19 protein-coding genes and 2 pseudogenes are annotated in these 22,322 nt (G+C 58.0%); 3 read left to right on the top strand and 18 right to left on the bottom strand.

Translation table 11 applies throughout. The features are described 5' to 3' along the window. Positions 1-3: 3 nt before the first annotated feature. The 15 genes and pseudogenes from G9Q73_RS00560 to G9Q73_RS00625 all read right to left on the bottom strand — a co-directional run bounded on the left by G9Q73_RS00560 (position 4) and on the right by G9Q73_RS00625 (position 17,577). A complete protein-coding gene (locus G9Q73_RS00560) occupies positions 4-204 on the bottom strand; it encodes a hypothetical protein (RefSeq protein ID WP_177418012.1) in 201 nt (66 codons plus the stop codon). Between the two features lie 155 nt (positions 205-359). Further along, positions 360-515, bottom strand: a pseudogene (locus G9Q73_RS20640) (transposase); the annotation flags it as partial. Between the two features lie 335 nt (positions 516-850). Continuing rightward, positions 851-2,074, bottom strand: a complete 1,224-nt coding sequence (gene trpB, locus G9Q73_RS00565; RefSeq protein WP_177418013.1) for a tryptophan synthase subunit beta — start codon at positions 2,072-2,074, stop codon at positions 851-853. Positions 2,075-2,213: 139 nt separating this feature from the next. Further along, a complete protein-coding gene (locus G9Q73_RS00570; RefSeq protein ID WP_177418014.1) occupies positions 2,214-2,405 on the bottom strand; it encodes a CPXCG motif-containing cysteine-rich protein in 192 nt (63 codons plus the stop codon). A gap of 9 nt (positions 2,406-2,414) precedes the next feature. Then, positions 2,415-2,828, bottom strand: a complete 414-nt coding sequence (locus tag G9Q73_RS00575) for a hypothetical protein (RefSeq protein WP_177418015.1) — start codon at positions 2,826-2,828, stop codon at positions 2,415-2,417. Between the two features lie 22 nt (positions 2,829-2,850). Then, complete coding sequence (locus G9Q73_RS00580) at positions 2,851-3,078, bottom strand: DUF2835 domain-containing protein (protein WP_177418016.1); 228 nt, start codon at positions 3,076-3,078, stop codon at positions 2,851-2,853. An 8-nt stretch (positions 3,079-3,086) separates the two neighbouring features. After that, complete coding sequence (locus G9Q73_RS00585; protein ID WP_246344889.1) at positions 3,087-3,752, bottom strand: tRNA1(Val) (adenine(37)-N6)-methyltransferase; 666 nt, start codon at positions 3,750-3,752, stop codon at positions 3,087-3,089. A 115-nt stretch (positions 3,753-3,867) separates the two neighbouring features. Further along, positions 3,868-4,737 (bottom strand): succinate--CoA ligase subunit alpha, encoded by an 870-nt coding sequence (sucD, locus tag G9Q73_RS00590; RefSeq protein WP_177418018.1) that lies wholly within the window; start codon positions 4,735-4,737, stop codon positions 3,868-3,870. 155 nt (positions 4,738-4,892) lie between these two features. Beyond that, positions 4,893-6,053, bottom strand: a complete 1,161-nt coding sequence (gene sucC, locus G9Q73_RS00595; RefSeq protein WP_177418019.1) for an ADP-forming succinate--CoA ligase subunit beta — start codon at positions 6,051-6,053, stop codon at positions 4,893-4,895. A 146-nt stretch (positions 6,054-6,199) separates the two neighbouring features. After that, a complete protein-coding gene (locus G9Q73_RS00600; RefSeq protein WP_177418020.1) occupies positions 6,200-10,717 on the bottom strand; it encodes a 4Fe-4S binding protein in 4,518 nt (1,505 codons plus the stop codon). An 8-nt stretch (positions 10,718-10,725) separates the two neighbouring features. Beyond that, the gene (locus G9Q73_RS00605) at positions 10,726-11,601 is read right to left on the bottom strand and encodes an RnfABCDGE type electron transport complex subunit B (protein ID WP_177418021.1); all 876 of its coding nucleotides are present in this window, start codon (positions 11,599-11,601) and stop codon (positions 10,726-10,728) included. Between the two features lie 51 nt (positions 11,602-11,652). Continuing rightward, positions 11,653-12,033, bottom strand: a complete 381-nt coding sequence (locus G9Q73_RS00610; RefSeq protein ID WP_177418022.1) for a four helix bundle protein — start codon at positions 12,031-12,033, stop codon at positions 11,653-11,655. A gap of 167 nt (positions 12,034-12,200) precedes the next feature. Next, complete coding sequence (locus G9Q73_RS00615; RefSeq protein ID WP_177418023.1) at positions 12,201-14,672, bottom strand: ferredoxin; 2,472 nt, start codon at positions 14,670-14,672, stop codon at positions 12,201-12,203. 27 nt (positions 14,673-14,699) lie between these two features. Further along, positions 14,700-15,653 (bottom strand): thiamine pyrophosphate-dependent enzyme, encoded by a 954-nt coding sequence (locus G9Q73_RS00620; RefSeq protein ID WP_177418024.1) that lies wholly within the window; start codon positions 15,651-15,653, stop codon positions 14,700-14,702. A 13-nt stretch (positions 15,654-15,666) separates the two neighbouring features. Next, a complete protein-coding gene (locus G9Q73_RS00625; RefSeq protein WP_177418025.1) occupies positions 15,667-17,577 on the bottom strand; it encodes a 2-oxoacid:acceptor oxidoreductase subunit alpha in 1,911 nt (636 codons plus the stop codon). A 485-nt stretch (positions 17,578-18,062) separates the two neighbouring features. Here G9Q73_RS00625 and G9Q73_RS00630 point away from each other — a divergent pair, with 485 nt between their 5' ends. After that, positions 18,063-18,416, top strand: a complete 354-nt coding sequence (locus tag G9Q73_RS00630) for a hypothetical protein (protein ID WP_177418026.1) — start codon at positions 18,063-18,065, stop codon at positions 18,414-18,416. 104 nt (positions 18,417-18,520) lie between these two features. Here G9Q73_RS00630 and G9Q73_RS19270 read toward each other — a convergent pair whose 3' ends face one another. After that, complete coding sequence (locus G9Q73_RS19270; protein ID WP_246344891.1) at positions 18,521-19,039, bottom strand: NADH-ubiquinone oxidoreductase-F iron-sulfur binding region domain-containing protein; 519 nt, start codon at positions 19,037-19,039, stop codon at positions 18,521-18,523. A 205-nt stretch (positions 19,040-19,244) separates the two neighbouring features. Here G9Q73_RS19270 and G9Q73_RS00640 point away from each other — a divergent pair. Next, a pseudogene (locus G9Q73_RS00640) lies at positions 19,245-19,818 on the top strand (translational GTPase TypA); the annotation flags it as partial. A gap of 16 nt (positions 19,819-19,834) precedes the next feature. On the opposite strand, the gene G9Q73_RS00645 reads toward G9Q73_RS00640, so the two are convergent. After that, positions 19,835-20,044: a hypothetical protein gene (locus G9Q73_RS00645; RefSeq protein ID WP_177418027.1), complete on the bottom strand. Its 210-nt coding sequence runs from the start codon at positions 20,042-20,044 to the stop codon at positions 19,835-19,837. Positions 20,045-20,387: 343 nt separating this feature from the next. Here G9Q73_RS00645 and dtd point away from each other — a divergent pair, with 343 nt between their 5' ends. Next, positions 20,388-20,825, top strand: a complete 438-nt coding sequence (gene dtd, locus G9Q73_RS00650; RefSeq protein WP_177418028.1) for a D-aminoacyl-tRNA deacylase — start codon at positions 20,388-20,390, stop codon at positions 20,823-20,825. A gap of 23 nt (positions 20,826-20,848) precedes the next feature. Here dtd and G9Q73_RS00655 read toward each other — a convergent pair whose 3' ends face one another. Further along, complete coding sequence (locus tag G9Q73_RS00655; RefSeq protein WP_177418029.1) at positions 20,849-22,321, bottom strand: MltF family protein; 1,473 nt, start codon at positions 22,319-22,321, stop codon at positions 20,849-20,851. Position 22,322: the final 1 nt, after the last annotated feature.

Here is a 22,322-nt window from a genome sequence, read left to right on the forward strand (position 1 = left end):
ACACTAATCCAGGATCGTATCAAAGGGCTTCTGAATCTCCGCAAAGGCGCTCAGACTGTTATGGGCATGGATCAGCAACCGCCTGGCCTTGTCTGTCTCGCCGTCCTCCAACTTCACCAGAGCAGCACCAATATGATCCCGAACAGTGTTCGCCCATATTGCATAGCGGGGAAAGACTGCAATGTCCTCTTCACACTGGTTCATGACTGAGGTTGGAATCGATAGGGTCAGACTCGATTGATGTATCTCGATTCTCGGTAAATCTTTGATTTCCGATCACCACCTCGTGCCTTCGCCGCCGTAGGTCTGTTCAATTGTTCTTCGACCCGGAACCTGAAGCAATCATTTCCAAGCCCCCACGCCTTGTTGGTGACTGGCCCCTCCTCACGGGACTTCGCCACCAAGGCATCGAAATAGACGATGGGATAGACTGATGAAAGTGGGTGGCCCTGCTACACCTTTACCTCTTCCATCACCTGTGCCGTGACGTTGGAGATCAGTGTGGGAGAAACCTCCGAAGTGCCATTCGGGTCAGTTTCGATTGAATCTCAAGGTATCGCGAAACATTATTGACCCGCGATCCCAATCAATCGAAACTGACCCTTTTGATCTCGGCTGTAAATCCCTGGATGGCGATCAAGTCAGTTTATCGAACGAGGCGAATAGTGGGCCTATTTAATGAGTTCGATAAGCTGATTTGATTCGCCCCCAGTGATTTTCGCTTCAAACGGATAAACCCGACAGTCTCCTAGGCCTGATCAAGCGTAGCGGATCGGGCAAATTCCGAATGGGTAGAATGCTTGCCGATTCCGCTGTGCTTGAACCGGCCTGCTCCAGTCCTCTGCTTGGCTTACAGCAGATTGCTCACCCCGTATTCACTGCCGTAGAGTTCGGTAATGAAGTCGATATCCTTATCGCCCCGGCCGGATAGATTCAACAGAATGGTTCCCTTCTCCCCTTCCTGCGCCATTTTTATTGCGTAGGCGACTGCGTGGGCGGACTCCACCGCAGGGATAATGCCCTCCACCCGGGAGAGTTCGAAAAAGGCGTCGATCGCCTCTTTGTCGTTGATGGTTTTGTACTCCACCCGCTCGATATCTTTCAGATAGCTATGTTGCGGACCGACGGAGGGATAATCCAGTCCGCTGGCAACTGAATAGACCTCCTGGGGTTCTCCTGCCGCGTCCTGGAGCATGTAGGATTTGAAACCATGCATGATGCCGGGCTCACCCTTGGTCAGGGTGGCGGCATGTTCGCCGTCCTGATTGAGGTCGCGGCCGGCGGGTTCTACGCCAAACATGCGCACCGACGCGTCATCGAGAAAGGCATCAAACAGTCCCAGCGCATTGGAGCCACCGCCGACGCAGGCAACCAGGTTGTTGGGGTCACCGCCGGTCATCTCCTGAAACTGCACCTTTGCCTCATTCCCCACGATAGATTGAAAGTCCCGCACCATCATCGGAAAAGGGTGGGGGCCGACCACGGAACCGATGGCGTAAAATTGCGTGACCGGGTCTTTGACATACCCATCAAAGGCAGCATCCACAGCCTCTTTCAGCGTCCTTCTGCCATGGGTGGCCGGGATAACTTTGGCGCCGAGGATCTCCATGCGCACCACGTTCGGGTGCTCCTTTTTAATATCGACCTCGCCCATGTAGATATCGCATTCAAGTCCCAACAGCGCGGCGGCGGTGGCGAGTGCCACCCCGTGTTGTCCCGCACCTGTCTCGGCGATCAGTTTCTTTTTTCCCATCCGTTTGGCGAGCAGCGCCTCTCCCAGACAGTGATTGATTTTGTGCGCGCCGGTATGGTTGAGATCCTCCCGCTTCATATAGATCTCTGCACCATATTTTGCCGACAGGTTTTTCGCGTGGAAGATCGGGCTGGGACGTCCGACATAGTGATCGTAGAGGTCTGCCAACTCGGCCAGAAAATCATCGTCCTGGGTGATCTGTATATAGGCGCTGGTGATCTCGTCGATGATCTGCTGCAGCTGCTCGGGGATAAAGCTGCCGCCATACTCTCCAAAAAATCCCGATTCGTTGGGAAGTGTATGTTTGAAAGTATTCTTCACAAGACCTCTCCTTACTGTTTTAGCTGCGCCGTGTGGATCTGATTCATCGATGATACAACTTTGGTAAATGATTCACCCGGTGATTTATTGATAGAGACTACTGATCGGCATGGAAGATGGAATTGGACATTTCAGTACATCAACACTCATCTTCCCGTTGGGCATTTAGGGTGATTGTCTCCCCCTCGATATCCACCAACAGAGTGATGGGGCGGCAGCAGACACTGCAATCCTCGATATATTGCTGCTGGTCGAGGCTGCAATCGATTTGCACCTCAATCATTTCACCGCAGTAGGGGCAGCCGATCTGGCGGGATTCAAGGGCGAGCATGGTACTTTGCTAATCTTGGTTGGCTGCGGATTTTCCTGCACGGAAGGCTTCGTGCAAGGCTGCTTTCAGCGAAGGGTGTTGGGCGCAATCCTCTCCCTCGAAGTGGTGCTCGATGATGGCGTCCAGGATGGAGAGTTCATTCTCTTCACGCCAGCGTTTTTCAAAGCTGATGAAATCGAACTCAGTCCCTGTGAGATAGTCGGCGGCAAAACCTGTGGGGTTGCTGAATTCGATCGGTTGGGATTCCATCACCTCGTAGAGATAGGAGTAGCTGTCGATGCCGTTGGTTCTGGCAAGCAGCGGGCGGAGCGTGTCATGGGCATTGCCCCCCTTTACCAGTTCATCGAGATCGAGACTGGCCGATGGAGTATGAGTTTCACCTTTAAAGGAGAATGTAATGCGGATGCTGATGCGGTTATCCAATGAGGTGACCTCCGTGATTAGATCAGTTGCTGAGTCGATTGAGCCGTTGCAGACGGTTATTGTCATCGATGAGCAGTTCAAAGCGGCCCTGTACACCACTCTTGGTGACAAAGGGCCGGAGTGCGTTGGCGGGAAACTCGATCCGACGCCCGTCTTCAGCAATCACCGAGACATTTTTGGCATGTCCCTGATAGTGGCTCAGGTAGCGGTCGGCGTTGAGGTTCAAAAAGAAACGAATGCGGTCTGACATGGAAAAACTCAGTTCTGTTGGGAGAACCTTAGCAGAAAAGGGGAAAGGTAGTGCGTACTCTCCTGTGAGTAGATCCGATCCGACTGGTAGAGGGTCAACAGCCCGGACCTGCAGGGTTGTTGTTGATGGCAGAAAGTCAGTGCGGAAACCTTTGCCTGATTATGGCAGTGGCCGCGAAAATCGGTTTGTTCGATAAGGTGCAGGCCGTGTTCCAGCGCCATCCCGGCAAATCCTGTGGCTGCATGGCTTGGCAGGAGCAGATAGAAGTGCCCGCTATCTGCGAGCAGTCTATCCACGCTGGCTAGCAGATCAGGAAATGGCAACAGGTCTGTGTGGCGGGCCTGTCTTTTGAGTTGATCTGAAGTTTTGCTGTGGTTATGAAAGAAGGGTGGATTGCTGATGATGAGGTCATAGCGGTCCGGGGTGTTGACCGAGAAGTGCTGGATGGAGCAGTGAACGGCTTCCATCCGGCCATTCCAGGGGCTGTTGCAGAAGTTGAATTGGGCTTCATCAAAAGCCGCTTCAGTCAGCTCAACCCCAGTGATGTGAGAGGCGCCAAGTTGAGCGGCCATCAAAGCCAGTAGACCCGTGCCGGTGCCGATATCCAAGACCTGCTCGCCCCCTTTGACCGGCGCCATGGCACCGAAAAGCGTGGCGTCGGTACAGACCTTCATGGCCGACTTTTCCTGGCGCACGGAAAACTGTTGAAAGCGAAAGGTCGACATGGCCTGTCAGGTAAAAAGGAGAGCACAGCCCAGATGCCCCAGACACCGTCTGGGGCATCCTGGCCTAGCTCAGTAGCTCCGCCATACGCTTGCCCATTTCTGCAGGGGAGCGGACTACATGAGCGCCAGCGCCCTCCAAGGCCTCGAACTTGGCTTCGGCGGTACCCTTGCCGCCACTGATGATGGCTCCCGCATGGCCCATGCGTTTGCCGGGGGGCGCGGTGACGCCGGCAATGTAGGCGACCACCGGCTTGGAGACGTGCTCCCTGATGTAGTCGGCAGCCTCCTCCTCGGCGGAACCGCCAATCTCGCCTACCATGATGATGCCTTCGGTTTGCTCATCCTTCTCAAACAGTTCCAGACAGTCGATGAAGCTGGTGCCGTTGATGGGGTCGCCCCCCAGCCCGACGCAGGTGCTCTGGCCAAGGCCCGTCTGGGTGGTCTGGTGAACCGCCTCGTAGGTCAATGTGCCGGAGCGGGACATGACGCCAATCCTGCCGGGCTGATGGATCATGCCGGGCATGATGCCGATCTTGCACTCTCCGGGTGTGATGATGCCGGGGCAGTTGGGGCCAATGAGGCGGGAGCCGGTGGATTTCAGCGACTGCTTTACCTTCAGCATATCCAGTACTGGGATGCCTTCGGTGATGCAGGCGATGACCTTGATACCGGCATCGGCTGCTTCCAGGATCGCATCGGCGGCGAAGGGTGGCGGCACGTAGATCATGCTAGCGTCGGCGCCGGTCTCGGCGACAGCGTCATGCACGGTATTGAATACCGGGCGATCCAGGTGGGATTGGCCACCCTTGCCTGGGGTCACGCCACCCACCAGGTTGGTGCCGTAGGCGATGGCCTGTTCGGAGTGGAAGGTGCCCTGTTTGCCGGTGAAGCCCTGGCAGATGACCTTGGTGTCTTTGTTGACGAGTATGCTCATGTTCGGTTTAGGCAAAAGGCAAAAGGCGAAAGGCGAAAGGAATCAGTTCCCTAAGCCGGCGTCTTTGTTACCTTTTTTCGCCCCCCCTTGTTGTTTAGATCTGAGTGGAGTTAATCTTGTTAGCCGTTAGCCGTTAGCCGTTAGCCGTTAGCCTTCTATGCAGCCGCTGCGACCGCTTTTTTGGCCGCTTCGGTGAAGTCGGCGGCGGTGATGAAGTCGAGTCCGCTCTCCTCCAGCATCTTCAGCCCCTGTTCGGCATTGGTGCCTTCCAAACGCACCACAACCGGCACCTGCACGCCGACATTCTTAGCGGCGGTGATGACACCCTCGGCGATCAGATCGCAACGCACGATGCCGCCGAAGATGTTGACCAGCACGGTCTTCACCTTGCTGTCGGAGAGGATCAGCTTGAAGGCCTCTGTGACCCGCTCGGCAGTGGCGCCACCGCCCACATCGAGGAAGTTGGCCGGGTCGCCACCGTGCAGTTTGACCATGTCCATGGTGGCCATCGCCAGACCTGCGCCGTTGACCATGCAGCCGATGCTGCCGTCGAGGGTGATGTAGTTGAGATCGTGTTTGGCGGCAGCCGCCTCCTTCTCATCCTCCTGACTCGGATCGCGCAGGGCGACGATATCCTGGTGGCGGTAGAGGGCGTTGCTGTCGATGTTGATCTTGGCGTCCAGCGCCATCAGGTCACCATCGCCGGTGACGATCAGCGGGTTGATCTCGATCAGGCTGACATCCTTCTCCATGTAGAATCGGTAGAGACCCATCATGATCTTGCTGAACTGTTTGATCTGGTCGCCTTCAAGCCCCAGGCCGAAGGCGAGCTTGCGGCACTGATAGGGCTGCAGACCGGCTGCCGGATCTATCACAGTGGTGAGAATCTTCTCCGGTGTCTCCTCGGCGACCTCTTCGATGTTCATGCCACCTTCGGTAGAAGCCATGAAGGTGATACGGGAACAGGCGCGATCCAGCAGTGCGCCGAGGTAGAGTTCACGGGCGATGTTACTGCCCTGCTCCACCAGCACCAGGTTTACCGGAAGCCCGTCGGGACCGGTCTGCTTGGTGACCAGGGTCATGCCGAGGATCTCCTCCGCAGCGGTTTCAACCGCATCCAGACTCTTGGCCAGTATCACTCCGCCCGCCTTGCCCCGACCGCCGGTGTGGGCCTGGGCCTTGACCACCCAGATTTCGCCGCCAAGCGCCTGGGCTGCAGCCCGTGCATCACTCGGCGTGGAGACCGCCTTGCCCTCGGGGACAGGGATGCCGTACTCGGAAAAGAGCGCCTTAGCTTGGTATTCGTGTAGATTCATGATTCTTCCTCTGGAAGAAGAGGCAAAAGGCAAAAGGCGAAAGGCGAAAGGAAGCGTTCCCCAGCGCCAATGCAAAATCTACCTTTTTCACTCCTAGTTGTTTAAATCTGAGTCGAGTTTAATTTGTTAGCCTTTAGCCTTTAGCCTTATCTGTATCCCGCAAGCACCATCAGCCGCTCGCGAATGTGTCCCGCTATCTCCTCCTCCGCGCCTTTGCGAGAGGCGTTGAGCTGCGTCTCGAATTCGGCCCGGAGGGCGTTGATCTCTGTCTCATGTTCTGCTGCGACACGAACCTCTGCCGCCTGCTCCACGCGGGCGGTGAAGGGTGTGACTATCCCGGCCAGCTCCTGCAGGGTGCGCCAGGCATCGAGTTGTTCCACCACGACTTGGCCCAACTGCGGATCGACACGGTAGACCTCTGCACTCTCCTCGTTACGGGGTACAGAGATGATCGGGGTCTTTTTAGCGCGGCTGGCCGCATCCAGGGCGAGCCAGTCTTCCAGGGCGGTGGGTGCTGAATCATCGTCCGCCAGGGGCCGGAAGCGGCTGGCGAAGCGGTCTTCAGTCAGTGCCCAGTGAGCGAGAGTGATGACCTGCTGATCGCTGCTGTTGTGTAGCAGGGTGCCCCGCGCCGGATTGCCAGCAAGATTGAGGCGAGAGCCGAACACGCCTTCCCCACGGGGATCGTACTGGAATAGCGGAAAGGCCCGGCTGTGTACTGCCAATCTCGCCTGATCCAGGGTCCTGTCGGTGGCGAAGCCGTGTCGCGCCGGGCTGGGAGTGTGGATGCGCAGCAGCGCCGGACCCTGGAAGGCCAATGCTGCCGAGACGCTCTCCCGCAGATGGGCTGGGTCGGCAATGCTGGTCTGCGCCACATAAGCATTGCGCTGGGAGAGGGCGAGCAGTCCGAGGTTGCCCTTGGGGTCGCTGAGACGTTGCAGGGGTGCGTCTTCGAGACCCCGGCTGTCGAGTCCGAAGTCGAGCTCTGTGAGGGTGAGTATCTTGATCGGCAGGCCGGAATTCAGCAGCCAGGCGACCTGGCTGAAGTTACGCCCGCCGAGGGTCTCTTCGTTACCCACCAGCAGCAGCGGTGGGCAGAGCGCCTTCTCTTCATCGGTGAGATCCTGCCAGCTGAGCAGGTCGGGGTCGCTGGCATTACGCCCACCCTCCCCCAGCTCGATCTTTGCCTTGCGGACCAGCCGAATCGAGGTGAGAGCCTCCCCTATCTGCCCTTCCAGCAGGCCGGCAGCGAGCTGGGCGGTTTCGCCGCTGCTGTCCAGCGCAACGGGAACCTGGAAGGGGTTATGCGGAAATGACGCCGCCCAGGTGGCCATAATGCCGGGCGCCAGCGCGAGACCGTAGCGGGCGCGTCCGAGACCCTGTTGGCCCTCTGTCAGTCGCCAGTGCTGTTCTGTCAGCTGCTGAGCCAGGGTGGTGAGACGGCGCAGATGATCGGCATCGACACCGCTGTTCTCCAGGCTGCCTTCGGGCTGCCGGGTCAATTCGTTGATGTCGATCTGACCGTCGTCGAGCTCTGCCAGTCTGCCTGCGAGACGTTCGAGGTCCTCGGTGGGCAGCGCGTCCACCAGGGTCTCCTTGATGGCATCATTCAGCCGCTGCTTGAGTTGTCCTACTTCTCCGGCAAATCGGTGCAGCAAAGGCTGCTGACGATATTCGATGGTTGCCAGGGTCAGCCGGACCGCGATCTTCTCGCCGGAGCCGGATTCGGCGCTGTCGCCGCTGGCCAGCGAGAGCAGACTGTAGCGGGAGAGCAGTTGCGCGGCCATGGTCGTTAAATCGGGATGGGCGGCAACCCGTTCGATGGTCTCGGAGGCAGTGTCAGGCGTGACTTCCCAGGCGGCCCAGATCTGGTGGCTCTGCTGCAACAGTTCAGGCGTCTGTGGAGCGATGCTCAAGGATTGTGGTTGGCAGGCAGCGATGCAGAGTCCGCAGGCCTTGCAGGCGTCGGGATTGATACCCAGGGCCAGCAGTTCACCGCCATCTTTTTTCGCCTGTTCACCGGCCTGGAAGAGTGGCTCGGTGACGGCCAGAGGCAGTGCGCCGTAGAGTTTTTCCAGATCCTTGATACCGCTCTCTGCGGCGCTCCTGCGATCTTTGGCCAGAGGCGCTTTCTCCTGCAGCCAGTCGAAGGCCTCCCGGATCAGATCCGCCGCGCTACCGCCCTGTATGGCGTTCTGCCGGCCGCGGGCGCTGATTCGTCCACCAAGTTTGGCGGCCAGGGGGCGCAGGGCGCTGGCTCCGGCAAGGCCGATACCGACATTGATCAGCGTGGTGGGTGAGAGCGCGGTGACGCCAATGGCGCCATCAGGGCACGCGCTCCAGCAGTCGCCGCAGGCGGTGCAGGTCAGGGGGTCGAACACCGGCAGCAGGCTGCGGCTGCCGCTGTGGTCGCTGAAGGTGGCGGAGAGCGGTGGCACCAAACCGGACGCCAGATAGGGGTCGGGTGTGAGGCTGTCGAGGTCGCCGTCCCGATAGAGTATACCGGTCTGGTCCCAGAAGCGGGGCAGACTGTCGTAACTGTCGTTGTTGCCTGCCAGATGACGGACGGCCATAGGTGTCGGCCTGGGAGCTGCCGCTTCATCTTGGGTGCCGGTTTCCGCGCTGAGGTCGGTGGCAGAGGTCTGTTCCAGGCCTGTTCTGAAGGCCTCGGTCAGAATCCCCTGTTGAAGATGCTGTTCACGTGTGGTGATGAGCTTGCGGGGCTGTAGCGGCAATTTCTCTTCCGCAATCAGAACGCTGCAGATTGCACCGAGGCAGGTCTCACGGCGGGTTGTTTCATCCATCCCGCTGGTGGAGGGCATGCGATAGCACTTGAGCCCCCGGCTCTGGATGGCCTGGCGCAGGACAGGCGAAAGAGGAGATTCGGCGCCCTCTTCGTCTGCTGCCATCAGCAGGCAGCCGCCCCGGGGGAGTTGCCTTGCAGGGATCAGTTGCGGATGGTTCAAGGGGCCGTCGAGCAGGACCAGATCCAGGGGCATTTCACTGCCGCAGTCGCGCAACCCTTCGGGGGCCATTACCACCCGGTCGGTCAGCCACTCACCCCAGGCGTTCCAGCTTTCGCCGCAGCGGATACGCGCCTCACCTTCCACGAGCTGGTAGATAAAGGTTGCGGTTTCGGCTGCAAGTCCCTGATCCCCCTCGCTGCTGAGACGCTGCACTGCGAAACTCAGGGATGCGTCGGGACGCAGGTCCCGAGCGGGGGTTTTGGCGCAGATGCCGAGATCGTTGATCTCCGGGTAGTCGCGGCGCAGCGCATCGAGCAGTACCTGACGTTTGGGATGTTTATCGTTGGCACGGGTGAAGTCGATGCCCAGATAGCGCCCCTTTGGCTCTGCCTGGCTGATGAGGGTGACGAGGTCGGCGCTGTTCAGCGCCAGTCCGCCCAGGCCGTAGATGACCGGGCGAAGGCGTGGCAGGTCACTTTCGCGCAGTGCCGGCAGACCGGGATGTGTCTCTTCCCCGAAGCGACCGTTTTCCAGTGCCTGGCCCAGCGCCATGCGCAGTTCCCGCAGCAGGGGTGGGTCTCCCGCCAACGGCGTTTCGGTACGCTCAAGAACGGTGACGGTGGCTTTGCCCTGCAACAGATTCAGCAGTTCCGCAGAGGGGAAGGGGCGCAAGGCGTGGATACCGACGATGCCAATCCGTTGTTTGTCGTGCTTCTTCAGGTGGGCGGAGAGTGCAAGCAGTGTCTCTGTGGCCGCGCCCTGAACAAGAATCAGCTGTTTGGCTTTTTCCGTGTTCAGTGTGGTGATGAGCGGCTGGCTGCGACCGGTCTGCTCTGCAAAGGTATCGCAGGCGTCCTGCAGGGTCGTACTGATGTGGCCGTCGAAGAACAGCGTGTGGGCGGCACGGCCCAGACCGTGGCTGCGCCGGTCCATCAGGGGTTCCTGCAGTACCGGCCGATCGAGATTGTGCCGCCGTGGCAGACGGCGCCGGGTCTCGCCATGCAGTAGTTTCTCAGCGGCGCTGGCGCATTCAACCTGTTCATCGGCCCTGCCCAGGTAGCGCTGGATCAAGCCAGGTGAAAGCAGATGGACGTTTTGTATTGCAGCGGCGGTTTCGTCCTGATCGATAACCACCAGTCCGGGGGTCAGGGTCTCTTCAGCGACGCGCCGGGCAATCAGGGTGAAGTCGACCGCTTGCTGGACGTTACTGGCGAACAGGACAAAAAAACCGGCATCGCAGATCTGGTGCAGGGCTTGGTGACAGGTGCCGGCACTGCCCCCCAGTGCCCGGTTGTTGGCATGCAGCACCAGTGGCAGTTGCCTGGCAGCGGCGCTGTTGAGCAGGTCCAGTGCGGCGGTCAGATCCGGTGTGAAGAGGAATGCGGTGGCGCGTCGTCCGGCCATTGCGAGGCCGCTGGCGGCAGCGATGGCGCCTCGGGGACTCTCCACCGGATGAGTGCCAAGCAGTTCGCCGAAGACGTTGTGCTGTTGACGGGTCTGTTCAGACTGCCACGCAAGGTCTGCACCACTGGCCGGAAATGCGCTGGCGAGTGCCGCGTTCTCGGCGATACAGGCCTCGGTTACAGCGACGGCGCTGTTGCCGTCAAGCAGGGTATGGATTCCCGTGTCCTTTGGTCCAAGTCCAGCCGGTGTGCCGAAGAGTCGGCGATAGAGGCGGATTGCGATATTAGCGGACATAGGAAACCTCAATGGAGCTGGGCATAGCGTTTTTCACTCTCAGCTTGCTCAGACGGCTGGCGGGTAAACTGTCCCTCCTCCAGCCATTGGATAGCGTTGGTGGGGCAGCGTTTGATGGCGATCTTGGTCATGGGGGCGCCGGAGTCGAGATCGATGGCCGGCAGGTTGTTTCGCATATCGATCAGGCCTGGGGATGCATCAGCCGCACATTTACCGCAGGCATCACAGCCCACGGAGCAGAGCACGGTTACCGCCTCGCCCTCCAACGGGTTATTGCACTGGACGTAAAGTTTCTGGTTCAAAGGCAGGATCTCGAAGAGGTCCTTGGGGCAGGCCTCGACGCAATCTTCGCAGGCGGTGCACTTATCGACATCGACGGTGGGCAGGCCGTTGGCGTTCATGTGGATGGCATCGAAATCGCAGGAGACCTCGCAGTCAGCCAATCCCAGGCAGCCCCAGGAGCAGCCTTTACCGCCTCCAGAGACTGTGGCGGCGGCGCGGCAGCTTTCGAAGCCGTCATATTCGGCGATTTGAAAGGCCTGTGATTTACCGCCGGCACATCTCAGCCGGGCGACCTGCTTGTCGGCCTGACCGGCATCGACCCCAAGAAAATCGGCAATGGCATCGATGGTGTTCTCATCGGCCACGGTGCAGCCGCTCGGCTGCACACTGCCATCCACCAGGGCTTCAGCAAAGGGCAGGCAGCCTGGTTCGCCGCAGGCACCGCAGTTGGTGCCGGGCAGCAGATCTTCTGTGGTGGCGATGCGGGGATCCTCCTCCACCTTGAGGAACTTGTAGGCGACCGCCAGCACCACGCCGAAAAACAGAGCGATGCCTGTCATGATGGCTGGGGCGAGGACAAAATTGGATAGAGTGTCAGGCACGGAGGGATTCTCGTACTCGGGGAAACAGGAAAAAGGATAAAGGATAAAGGATCATGTGGGGGCTGTACGTGACTGTTGGCGCACAAAGTTGCGCCTTGTCCGAATCAATCCGGCAAGCATGACGGAAATCTGTTTTGATTCTGTAATCCATCTTTTTCCAGTCACTGTATCGATATAGCCGATTTTGATGCCAATGTAGGTCTGTGTGCGCAGTTCGCCGCATGAGCCTTTAGCATATGAGAGGAAGTTCAAACTCTCTTTGAGCGATTCTCTCTCAAAGCCTTCTGCAATATTGCTCGGAACGGAAAGCCCGCTCCTGCTCAGCTGATCTTTGAAGCTGTAATCCCGGCAATCACGCAGTACTTTGTAAATCTCCACACTCAGACGGGCAGAGCGTTTCCAAACTTCAAGTTCTTCAAACTGTGTAGTCATCCATGACTCCGAGTTTTAAGTAAGAGACTTAAGGAGCCTCTAAACGAAGTCTGAATCCCAATCTGTTTCGCCCAGATTTATTCAGAGGCTCCTAACCTTGGGCCAAGGTACCATTCTGGCGTGACCCGCCAATCCCAATTCTTATCCTTTAACCTTTTTCCTTTCGCCTAGTTATATTTCGCCGCCCTTTCAATCAACTCATCCAGCCCTGCTTCGGAGTCGCTGAGGGGTTTCCCCGGATGGATGCAGTCGGAGGGGCAGATCTCCGCCGCTTCCACCATTTGGGCATAGGTGCCGGCGCTGGCGTCAGCGATGTAGGCCTGGTTCTCGTCGTTGTAGACAAATACCTGGGGATTGATCGCCAGACAGTCGTTGCAGGTGGTGCAGAGAACACTGTCGATCCAGGGCTCTTCGCTGCCGAGATCTTCCTCTTCTTCGACAGGCGCCGCAGACGCTTCCGCTGTGGGTTCTGCCGTGGTTTCCGCAGCTGTTGTGGTTGCATCAGCCGTTGGTGCGGCTGGCATTCGTGGTGCGCCACTGGTGAAGTCCATGCCCAACAGCACTTCGGTGAGGCGGGACATGACCTCACCGGCAGCTTCGTTGCGTGCCTCGACCAGTTTTTGGTCCTGTTCAGCTGTCAGCGCCTCAATCTTTGCCTCGGCTGCGCTGTTGATCTCTGCGCGGGCCTCGGCAATGCCTATCTCAAGATAACGGCTGCGAACACCCGCCATCTCCTGCAGGGCGTGCCAGAAATTGAGACGGTCACGGCAGGCATGGATCAGGGTGCGGCTCACTGCCAATTGGCGCAGCTCGCCCTTGCCGTTGAGGGCAAGGATGTAGGGGATGTGCTGGGCCGACTCTTCTTCCGGCATGGCCAGATAGTCGGCGATGGGCAGCAGAGAGTCGGTCTCACAGATCAGGGGGACTGGGGTGAAGTGCCCGTGCAGGCGAGGGATCAGTAGTGCATAGTCGGCAAAGGTGAAGGCCAGTTCGATAGTCATGGCCTCGCCGTTCTCATCCCGGTAGCTGAATTCGTGAACCGCCCAATCCCTCTCTGGTTGCGGGTTGCCGCTGAAGTCGACCCGGTCCGCAAAGCTGTCGCCGACGGAGGGATTGATCTGGAAGAAGGGATGAACCCGCCCTTCGAGTGCGGCACCGGCCACCAGCCAGCCATTGAGTCCCACGTCCTGTCCAGTGGGGCGAAGCCCGACGTTGATGACATGCAGCCCGGTGCGGGTCGCGTCGAGTGCGGTGGAGAATTGATCCAGGAGGTGCTCGTGCCTTGCCGCCGAGGTCTGGGAGACGAAAGCCTGGCGGTGACTGATGCCGAGGTAACCCAGTTCGGTGCGGAAGTGGGCAAAGGGGTCTTTGTCGGAGTCCCGGCCGGGATTGGCGTGTCCCAGAACCCGCACCAGGATCTGCACGGGACGACCGGAATTGAGCAGACGGGAGAAGTCGGGCATCGCTTCACCGGCTACGCGCAGGGCGGTCTCCAGGGCAATGACCGCCGGTACCAGTAGCAGTTCATCGTGGGAGAATGCCTCCCAGTTGAAGGTCTCAAACCAGGGGTCATGGATGGATTCGTCGTAGAGATCGTCGATCTCCAGTTTGGCAATACGCGCGGCGGCAAAGACTTTGGCAAGGCGCGCCGCCTGTTCGTCGAAGATCTCCTTGGCGCGAATACAGGGATTGTCGGAGACGACGCTCTCGAAGCCGGGGATGTCGCCCAGCAGTGTCTCGTCCAGGCCTTCGGTGTGAACAAAGCGTACCAGGACCGACTCCCGACCGTAGGATTCCAGCGTCTTCAGCGCCCCTTCCACCCGCTCACGGCGAACTGTTGTCATGCCGATGGAGCCGTGGGAGTGGTCCATCACATCTGCGAGTGCGTTGGCGTCGAACATGTGGGATGAGTGGCCCACGGCCTCTTCCAGTGCGGCCGGCGCTTTGGCTTCGTCTGATTTTTCCTTTTCAACCGCCAGCAACAGCTTGAGTCCGCGGATATACTTCTCGATCTCCCGCTGGAAATGTGCATGACGGGGGATCACCTGGCTGCGGATGACGTGGATCATCAGATGCAGCGCCGGGTGTTGTCCGTAGGCCAGGAACTGGCCACTCTCGGGGATCGAATCCAGCAGGTCGTGCAGATCACTCTGCAGTTTTTCTGTACTGCCGCTGTCGAGCCCCAACTGTTTCACCATCCAGCTGGAGAGCTCGCTGAGCAGGGGTTTTGCGGGTACGGGGGTCTGGCTCTCCTGCAGGGCGAGGCGCAGAGCCTGCTCGAGACGTGGCAGGTTGTCTTTCAGGATGCGGGCGCTGCCCTCCCCCGGTGCAACAGCCTCGGTGGCTTCAGCCAGAAAGGCTCCCAGAGGCTTGGCCAGTTCGGCGCCCCGGCGCTCTTCGTCGCCGCCCTCGGCGGGATAGAGAAACAGCGGGTAGTCATAGCGCAGCCGGGAGGCGTCCCGATAGGGGGCCATCAGTGCGGGCAGAAAGTCGTCACCAAGCGGCTCCAGTTGACCCCTGACGCTGGGATTTCCAAGGTGGAAATGGCGCAGGGTGTGCAAAATCGTCTTGGTGGCCTCCGCATCCTTGATGGCGGAGGGCATGGCCGGCGTGGATTCGCCTGTCTGTACTGCTGTCATCGTAGGATTTTCCCGGCTTTGTCTGACTTAGATCGCGAAGGCGTCGAGAGCGGTGTTGATTGCAGCCAGCTTCTCTTCGTTGGTTTTGTTGAGGCCTTTCGCGGAGAAATCCTCATACACCACGGCGTCTGGATCATGATAGAGCAGACCCACCGGCAGTTTCGACTCGTCACGGGCGACCTTCATCGCCTCCAACCAGTCTGCAGGATCGTGTTCAATCTGCTCCTGGAACAGCCGTTTCACATTGTCTTCGGTCGGGATGCCGTTTTCGTGGGTCAGCAGCAGCATATTCTCAGGGTGGTCCTGATAAGGCTTGCAGAAGCTGTCCGAGAAGACGGGGCAGCGCTGTATGATGCGCACGAAGCTGGTGCCCCGGTGTTTATGGGCGGCCTTGATCGTTTCGTAGAGCAGCGGAGGATTCCAGTCCGGCACCTGTGCTACGAAGGATACGTTGGTGATGCCCAGAGTTACCGTGAGCGGGTTCATTGCAGGCAGCAGCGAACCTTCTGGATGAGTATTGGTACGTTCGCCAGTGGGGGTGGTGGGCGAGGTCTGCTTTTTGGTCAGGCCGTAGATGCCGTTATCGAAGATCAATATGACCATATCCATGTTGTAACGCATGGCGTGGAGCCAGTGACCTCCGCCGATGGAGAAGCAGTCGCCGTCGCCGGTGCCGACCCAGACGTCAAGGTCGGGACGGCGCGCCTTGACACCGTTGGCAAGCGGCAGGGCGCGGCCGTGCAGACCGTGCAGGCCGTAGGTGCCGACATAGTGGGGCAGGCGGCTGGAGCAGCCGATACCAGAGACGACGACACTCTTCTCCGGTGGCATCTGGGCATCGCGCAGCACGCGGTGAACGGTGTTGAGTACGGCAAAGTCGCCGCAACCGGGGCACCAGCGGGCTTCACCGCCGGCGTAGTTACCGAGGGTGAAGTAGCGTTCAAAAACATCGACGGACCAGTCAGCTTTCAATCCAAACATTTGGCTAATCTCCTCAGTTGTTCAGGGCATCGAGCCGCTGGTTGAATTCTGCCTGCAGCATACCGGGTTGCAGCGGATGGCCGTAGACCACAGACCAGCAGTCTATGTCGATCAGGGTCTGCGCCCGCAACATCATGGCGAGTTGCGCATAGCGGCGGTTCTCTTCGGTGATCAGCGGGCCGTTTGGATCATCGCTGTAGTTGATCTCCACCGTCATGACCTTCTTGAATTTGCTGAAGATCTCTTTCAGTCCCGGCTCCAGTGGTGAGAGGAATCGCAGGTGCAGGGTGGAGATGCTCTTGCCCTGCTCGCGCAGGGTGTCGACCGACTCTTCGATGGCGCCCATGGTTGAGCCCCAGCCGATGATGAGCAGATCGCCGCCCGCTTCATCGCCATGGACCTTCGGTGGCTTGAGGGTTTTTTGCAGGGCCGCCAGTTTGCGGCTGCGGTGGGCCATGCTGGTCTGGTTGGTGTCGGAGTCGTAGGCCACCTTACTGCGATCGGTGTGGGAGAGACCGGTCAAGACATATTCGCCATTGCGTTGTCCTGGGATCGGACGCTGGGAGAGACCCGTGCCTTGGTCCCAGTCGAAGGCCGGTACGGCGTCATCCCAGGGGGACTGATCGACTGGTGCGGAGAGCCACTCCTCCTGAATCTCAGGGCGGGTGTAGGGCTGTACGCCGGTAGCCAGATTGGCATCGGTGAGCAGAATGACAGGGGTACGGAAGGCCTCCGCCAGCTTGCGCGCCAAAACCACGAAATGAAAACACTCCTCAATGGTGGCGGCGGCGATGACCACCTTCGGGGCATCCCCCGGCTCGCCGTATATGGAGGAGAGCAGATCAGCCTGCTCCACCTTGGTGGGCAGGCCGGTGGAGGGACCGCCACGCTGTACGTCGACGATGACCAGCGGTACCTCGGCCATTACCGCAAGACCGATCAGTTCGGTCTTCAGCGCCATGCCGGGACCCGAAGTGATAGTGCAGGCGGTCTTGCCGGCGTAGGAGGCGCCGAGGGCAAAGCCCATCGCGGCGATCTCATCCTCGGCCTGATGGACGAAGCCGCCGACATTGTCGAAGACATCCGCAACATAGTGAGTGGCGGAGGTGGCCGGTGTAATCGGGTACATGGAGATCAGCTCCATGCCCGCCGCCATGACCCCCAGGCCAACCGCCTGGTTGCCATTGGTGATGATGGTCGGTTTGGTCGTGTCAGTGGTGTAGGGTGGAATTTCCCACAGATAGTCGAGATGTTCAGCGGCGAAGGCGTAGCCAGCGTCAAACAGATCGATGTTGGGCTGGATTACCTTGTCACCCTTGTGAGCGAAGGTGTTGGCGATCTCTTTACGCCCCAGATCAGGCTCGCGGCTGAAGATATGACTGATCATGCCGAGTACGAACATGTTCTTGCCCTTGCGGGCATTTTTGACGATCTTCAGGCACGCCTCTTCCATCGGCAGCTCATGCACGATCAGTCCGTGCTCGGCAAACTCTTTTACCGCTGCGGTGTATTGATTGCGGATCTTCTCGTCGGGATCGGTCTCCCACTTGTTTTCCAGCAGAACGATGGTGCCCTCTTTATAGGCGCCGTTGGCTATGCGGGAGAAGAGTACCTGCTCATTGAAGGCGACAACCAGTTCGGCCTCGTTGCCCATATTCGTAATGTACTTTGAGCCGATGCGAATACGGATGCCGGATGCGCCTGCGGGAGAGCGGGCCGGGGGTTGGATCTCCGCCGGAATGATCTCAACGGTCCAGACGCCGTTGCCCATCTTACCGCTGATATTGCCGAAGGTCTGGCCGCACTTCTGCGCGCCCTCGCCTGAATCGGAGACGATCTCGACAATATATTCATCTACCTTGGCGGCGGTTTTGTTCCCGCCAATCTGCACGGCACTCTCGCCGTTGTCAGCCTGTTGCGTCATATACCACCTGTTTTATGCTGCGTGTTGCCGTGGGCCGAAGGCCCTGCTGAAAAGGCGCGAGCGGTTCAAGTCTGTCGACTTTCCTGGGGTTTGTGCACCGGCAGATCGAGGATCTGCTAGGGATGGGGCCTACCACGGAATTTCTATCGCCGGTCCGGTATGGAACGCAAACCAGCGCCTGGAAACATGTGGTGCCCCGAGTCCCAACGGACAGGAGAGCGCAATTTCAAAAGGGGAAAATATCTCAAAACCAACGGTTTGGGTCAATGTTTTTGTCCTGTTAAATCATGGGTTTTCCTGATAACTCTTTAGTATTCATGTGCTTATTCCATGTATGACGCTTCTGTCAAAAGATGAGCATATGGTGATGTTCCAATAATCAGCCTGCCAGAATCAATCGTCCACGAGGGCGTGAATTTTTCTGAAGTGGCTTATCTGCTAGGCTTGGCGTTGCATCAATAATTTTAATGAAGGTTTGAGTTGGCATGCCAAAGGATATTTTTAGAAATTTTGCCTTGGGGTTGGCGATCATCATGCTGGGCGTCTGGGGTGTGATCCTGATCGTCGCTCCGGGAGAGATCACCCACATGTTCAGCAATGAACCGGTAAATCATGCATTCGCCGGCATGATGGGTGGGGCGTTGCTCGGTCTGGCACTGATCTCTCTGGCAAGTATCACCCAGTGGATGAGTGCGCCTCGGGGACTGGGGCTGGCGATGATGATTTTGGTGGTCGAGGCCGCCTACCTCATGCTCGTTACCGGGGTGATGCTGGTGACGCCGCTGACCACCGTGAGCCTGGTAACGGCAGCGGCTGTGGCCTTTTTTCTCTTGATCTGACATGTTACGAGTCGGCCGGTTCAAGCATAGCGGAACCTGCAATCCATATGTCCCGGTAATTCGACAAGGCCCGATCCGCTGCGCTTGATCGAGCCTGCGCCCTATCAGTCGGTGCCGCCAAAATTCCCCATTCCAAAACGGATGGTGGGCATGATCGCCTCCTCATACTCCTCCTTGAAGTGGTAGAGGGAGCTCTCCACCACCTTGACCGCGCCGTCCAGCAGATGGCAGCGACCGGTACCCGGCAACATTTCGCACAGACTGTAGAGTGAATCCAGATCGGCCTGACTGCCCTGCCCCGTGTCTATCTTGCTCAACAGGCGGGAGATGTAGTAGGTGCCGGTCTTGCATGGCGGGCATTGGCCGCAGGAGGCGTCGGCAAAAAAGTTGACGTACTCGGTGACCCGCTTGACGATGCCGGTGCCCTCCGAGACGACGATCATGGCGCCGGTGCCCAGCGCCGAGCGGCGTGCCGCCACTGAATCGAAGTCGAGAGGCACGTCCAGGTCCATCGGGGTCAGGATGGTGTTCGAGGGGCCGCCGGTAAACACTGCCTTCAACAGTTTACCCACCAGCATGCCGCCGCCGTAGTCGAAGATCAGATCCGCCAGTGGTGTGCCCATCGGCAGTTCGTAGGCACCAGGTTTGAGGACATCGCCACTGAGGCAGTAGATCTTGGTGCCGCTGGCTTCACCGAGTCCCTGGTCCTGGTAATTGCGCCGCGCTTACGCTTGATGATAGCCTTACATTGGCGATGGTCTCGGTGTTGTTGATGAGTGGATGGCCGTACTCCTGATTCAGTGGAAACAGTATGCTTCGTTCAGTTACATGTGCTCTTTGGGTGCCCGCAAAGGCGAGCTTAAGGATATGGTGCCCGATGGTCAGGGGCGTGTGCGTCTTGACTATGTCATCCCTTCCCGTGGCTTGATCGGCTTTCAGACTGAGTTTATGACCAGCACCTCAGGTACCGGTCTGATATATCACGTGTTCGACCATTATGGGCCTGCTCAGCACGGTGGTATCGCGCCGCGTAAGAACGGTGTGCTGATCTCCAACGGTCAGGGCAAGTAAGGTGCTGGGGTTCGCTCTGTTCAACCTGCAGGAACGGGGCAAGATGTTCGCTTCACCGGGGGATAAGGTCTATGAGGGGCAGCTGGTGGGTATCCATGCGCGGGCCAACGATCTTGTTGTCAATCCGCTGAAAGGCAAGCAGCTTACCAATGTTCGTGCCTCAGGCAAGGATGATGCGATTATGCTTACAACGCCGTTGAAGTTTACCCTGGAACAGGCGCTGGAGTTCATTGAGGAGGATGAGCTGGTGGAGATTACCCCCAGTGCGATTCGCCTGCGCAAAAAGCATCTCAAGGAGCACGAGCGGAAGAAAGCGGCCCGGGGCGGCTGAAGTCAGCCTCCTGGATTCAGAAGAGATCTATATCGCCGCTCGACATTTCGTTGGTCTGCACTGATTTTTCCTTGAGTCTGCCGAAATCCTGCTGAATCTGCTGCAGTATTGATGAGAGTTCTGTCAGGGGTGGTTCGCCCCCCTGATGGTGCAGCAGGATGCCGCTGATCTGGTTGGTGACTTCTGTAAGTCGCTCGAGCCAGAAGTAAACGTTAAGAGTTTGCAAGCTTCGCAGAAAAGAAAAACCCCGGCGGCATTCCATGCTGTCGGGGTTTTAGTCGCCTGGTTGTGGTTGGCAAAGGTGTTCTATCCGTAGCTGCGCCGTTCCTGCGCATTTCGTCGTTCCATCTGCATCCCTGCCGGCGACAGGTAGAGACTCACACAAAGCGGTGAAATTTTGTGTGGGCAATAACCTCATCTCTTGTAGGAATTTTCTGAACATTGTGACTGTTGCAGGTGAAATATGCGGTGTTTCCCTGCGGGTTGTCAGGGTAAACTCTCGATTTCATGACAACTATCTATTCTAAAATCGAAAGCTGCGAAACTCATTGCTTTGCCAGGAGAGAGAAATGATTGGACTGCTGCAGCGAGTGTCAAATGGAAGCGTAAAGGTAGAGCAGGAGGTGATCGGAGAGATCGGTCGTGGGCTGCTGGTGCTGGTTGGGGTGCAGAGGGACGATAACGAGACCAAGGCCGACAGACTGTTGGAGCGTCTGCTCGGTTATCGGGTATTTCCTGATGAAACCGGACGCATGAATCTGGGGTTGCGTGATATAGGTGGCGGTCTCTTGCTGGTGCCTCAGTTCACCCTGGCGGCGGATACGCATAAAGGAAAACGCGCCGGATTTTCCACTGCGGCACCCCCTGCAATGGGGGAGGCCCTTTTTCTCTATCTGCTCGATCGTGCACGGGAGACTCACGGGGATGTGGCGAATGGTCGCTTTGGTGCGGACATGCAGGTGGCGTTGACCAATAAGGGTCCAGTGACCTTCTGGTTGGAAACGTGATGCTCTGACAGAGCGCCTCCCTCCTACTTCTTTGCTTTTCTGGTCGCCTCACGCAAGTCGAATGCCAATCGATATGCCGTATAGTATTTGACGATATTACGTGTATAGCGCACGGTCTCCTGTCCTACGATCCTGAGCGCTGCGTACTCGACATTGAGGAACCAGCGGTTCCTGTCCAGCCCCATTTTTGCGGCTTTTGCGCGCATTTTGCGTACTTTTGCCGGGCCGGCATTGTAGGCGGCCCGGCTGAAAAAAACGCTGTCCTGCGGTGAGATGGAGGGATCGCTGAAGTAGTGTTTGCGCAGCCAGGCCAAGTATTTAATCCCGGCGTGAATATTGTTCTCCAGCTTCTCAATGTCCGAAATGGCGACATGTTTGTCGGCGGCTGTCGCCTTGCGTATCTGCATGATGCCGATAGCCCCTGAGGGATTGCGTTTGCTCTGATCGAGTCCGGATTCCTGGTAAGCCTGAGCGGCAACGACCAGCCAGTCGAAATTATACTGTTCGGCATATTTTTTAAAGAGGTCACTGACACGATTCAGGCGGTCATGTTCATTGGGTTCCAGGGGGTTTTTAATCCATCTGGTCTTTTCGTAGTAGCGCTTGAACATCATGTTGCCGAGCAGGCTGCCCTTTTTGATCTTCCCCATATAGCTATTAAGGCTTTGCAGCAGTTTCGGATTGTTCTTTCTTACCGCCCAGGCAAGCTGGCTGCCGGAATGGATAGGGTGTCCTGGAAATAGCTGAATATTTTTCAGCACCTGTGACCAGATCCTGGCGATGTGGTCGTCGGCGACCGTGTAGTCGATGACCCCGGCGTTGGCCATTTCAAGCAGATCTTCGGTCTGCAGGTATTCACTCACTTCGATGACCTTGACCGGCAGCCGGTTTTCCCTGCGGAATCGTTGATTGAGCTGTTTCAGATGTGTGACGTAGCTGCTGCCTTTCAGCAGATGGAGGGTCTTCCCCGCCAAGTCATTCAGGGAATTCAGGGGTGCGGTGGATTTCGCGGCTACGATGATCTCCTGCACGTCGGGCAGATAGGGTTTGGTAAATGCCACCATTTTTTCCCGATCCGGCGTAATGGTCAGTCCGGCTGCGGCGATGTCCCCTTTGCCTGCGAGTAGAGAGGGCAGCAACTGATCGAAAGGAACAGGGATAAATACCAGGGCGGTATTGATCTGGTTTCGCTTATTGTCTTTGTTGAGGTGTTCTTTATATTGCTCCAGCAATTCGGCTTCGAATCCCTTGCGGTTACCGTTGTGGAGAAAAAAACCGGTGCGGTTGTAACTGACCAGTACACGAATGGCGGCACGTGCCTGTATCTCGTCGAGATCGCCGGAGAATTTCCGGGTGACGGTCTCGAGTATGGAAGTGCCGTCCGACGCAAAGAGGCCAAGAGGGAGGCAGAAGAGCAGCAACAGAGTGACCAGCGTTTTTATGTCGGCAGGTTTATGGTTGCGTTTGTCCGGTTCTGTTTGAGTGGGATATTTCATT

This window comes from endosymbiont of Lamellibrachia barhami (genome assembly GCF_011947365.2).
Taxonomy (GTDB): Bacteria; Pseudomonadota; Gammaproteobacteria; order Chromatiales; family Chromatiaceae; genus QGON01.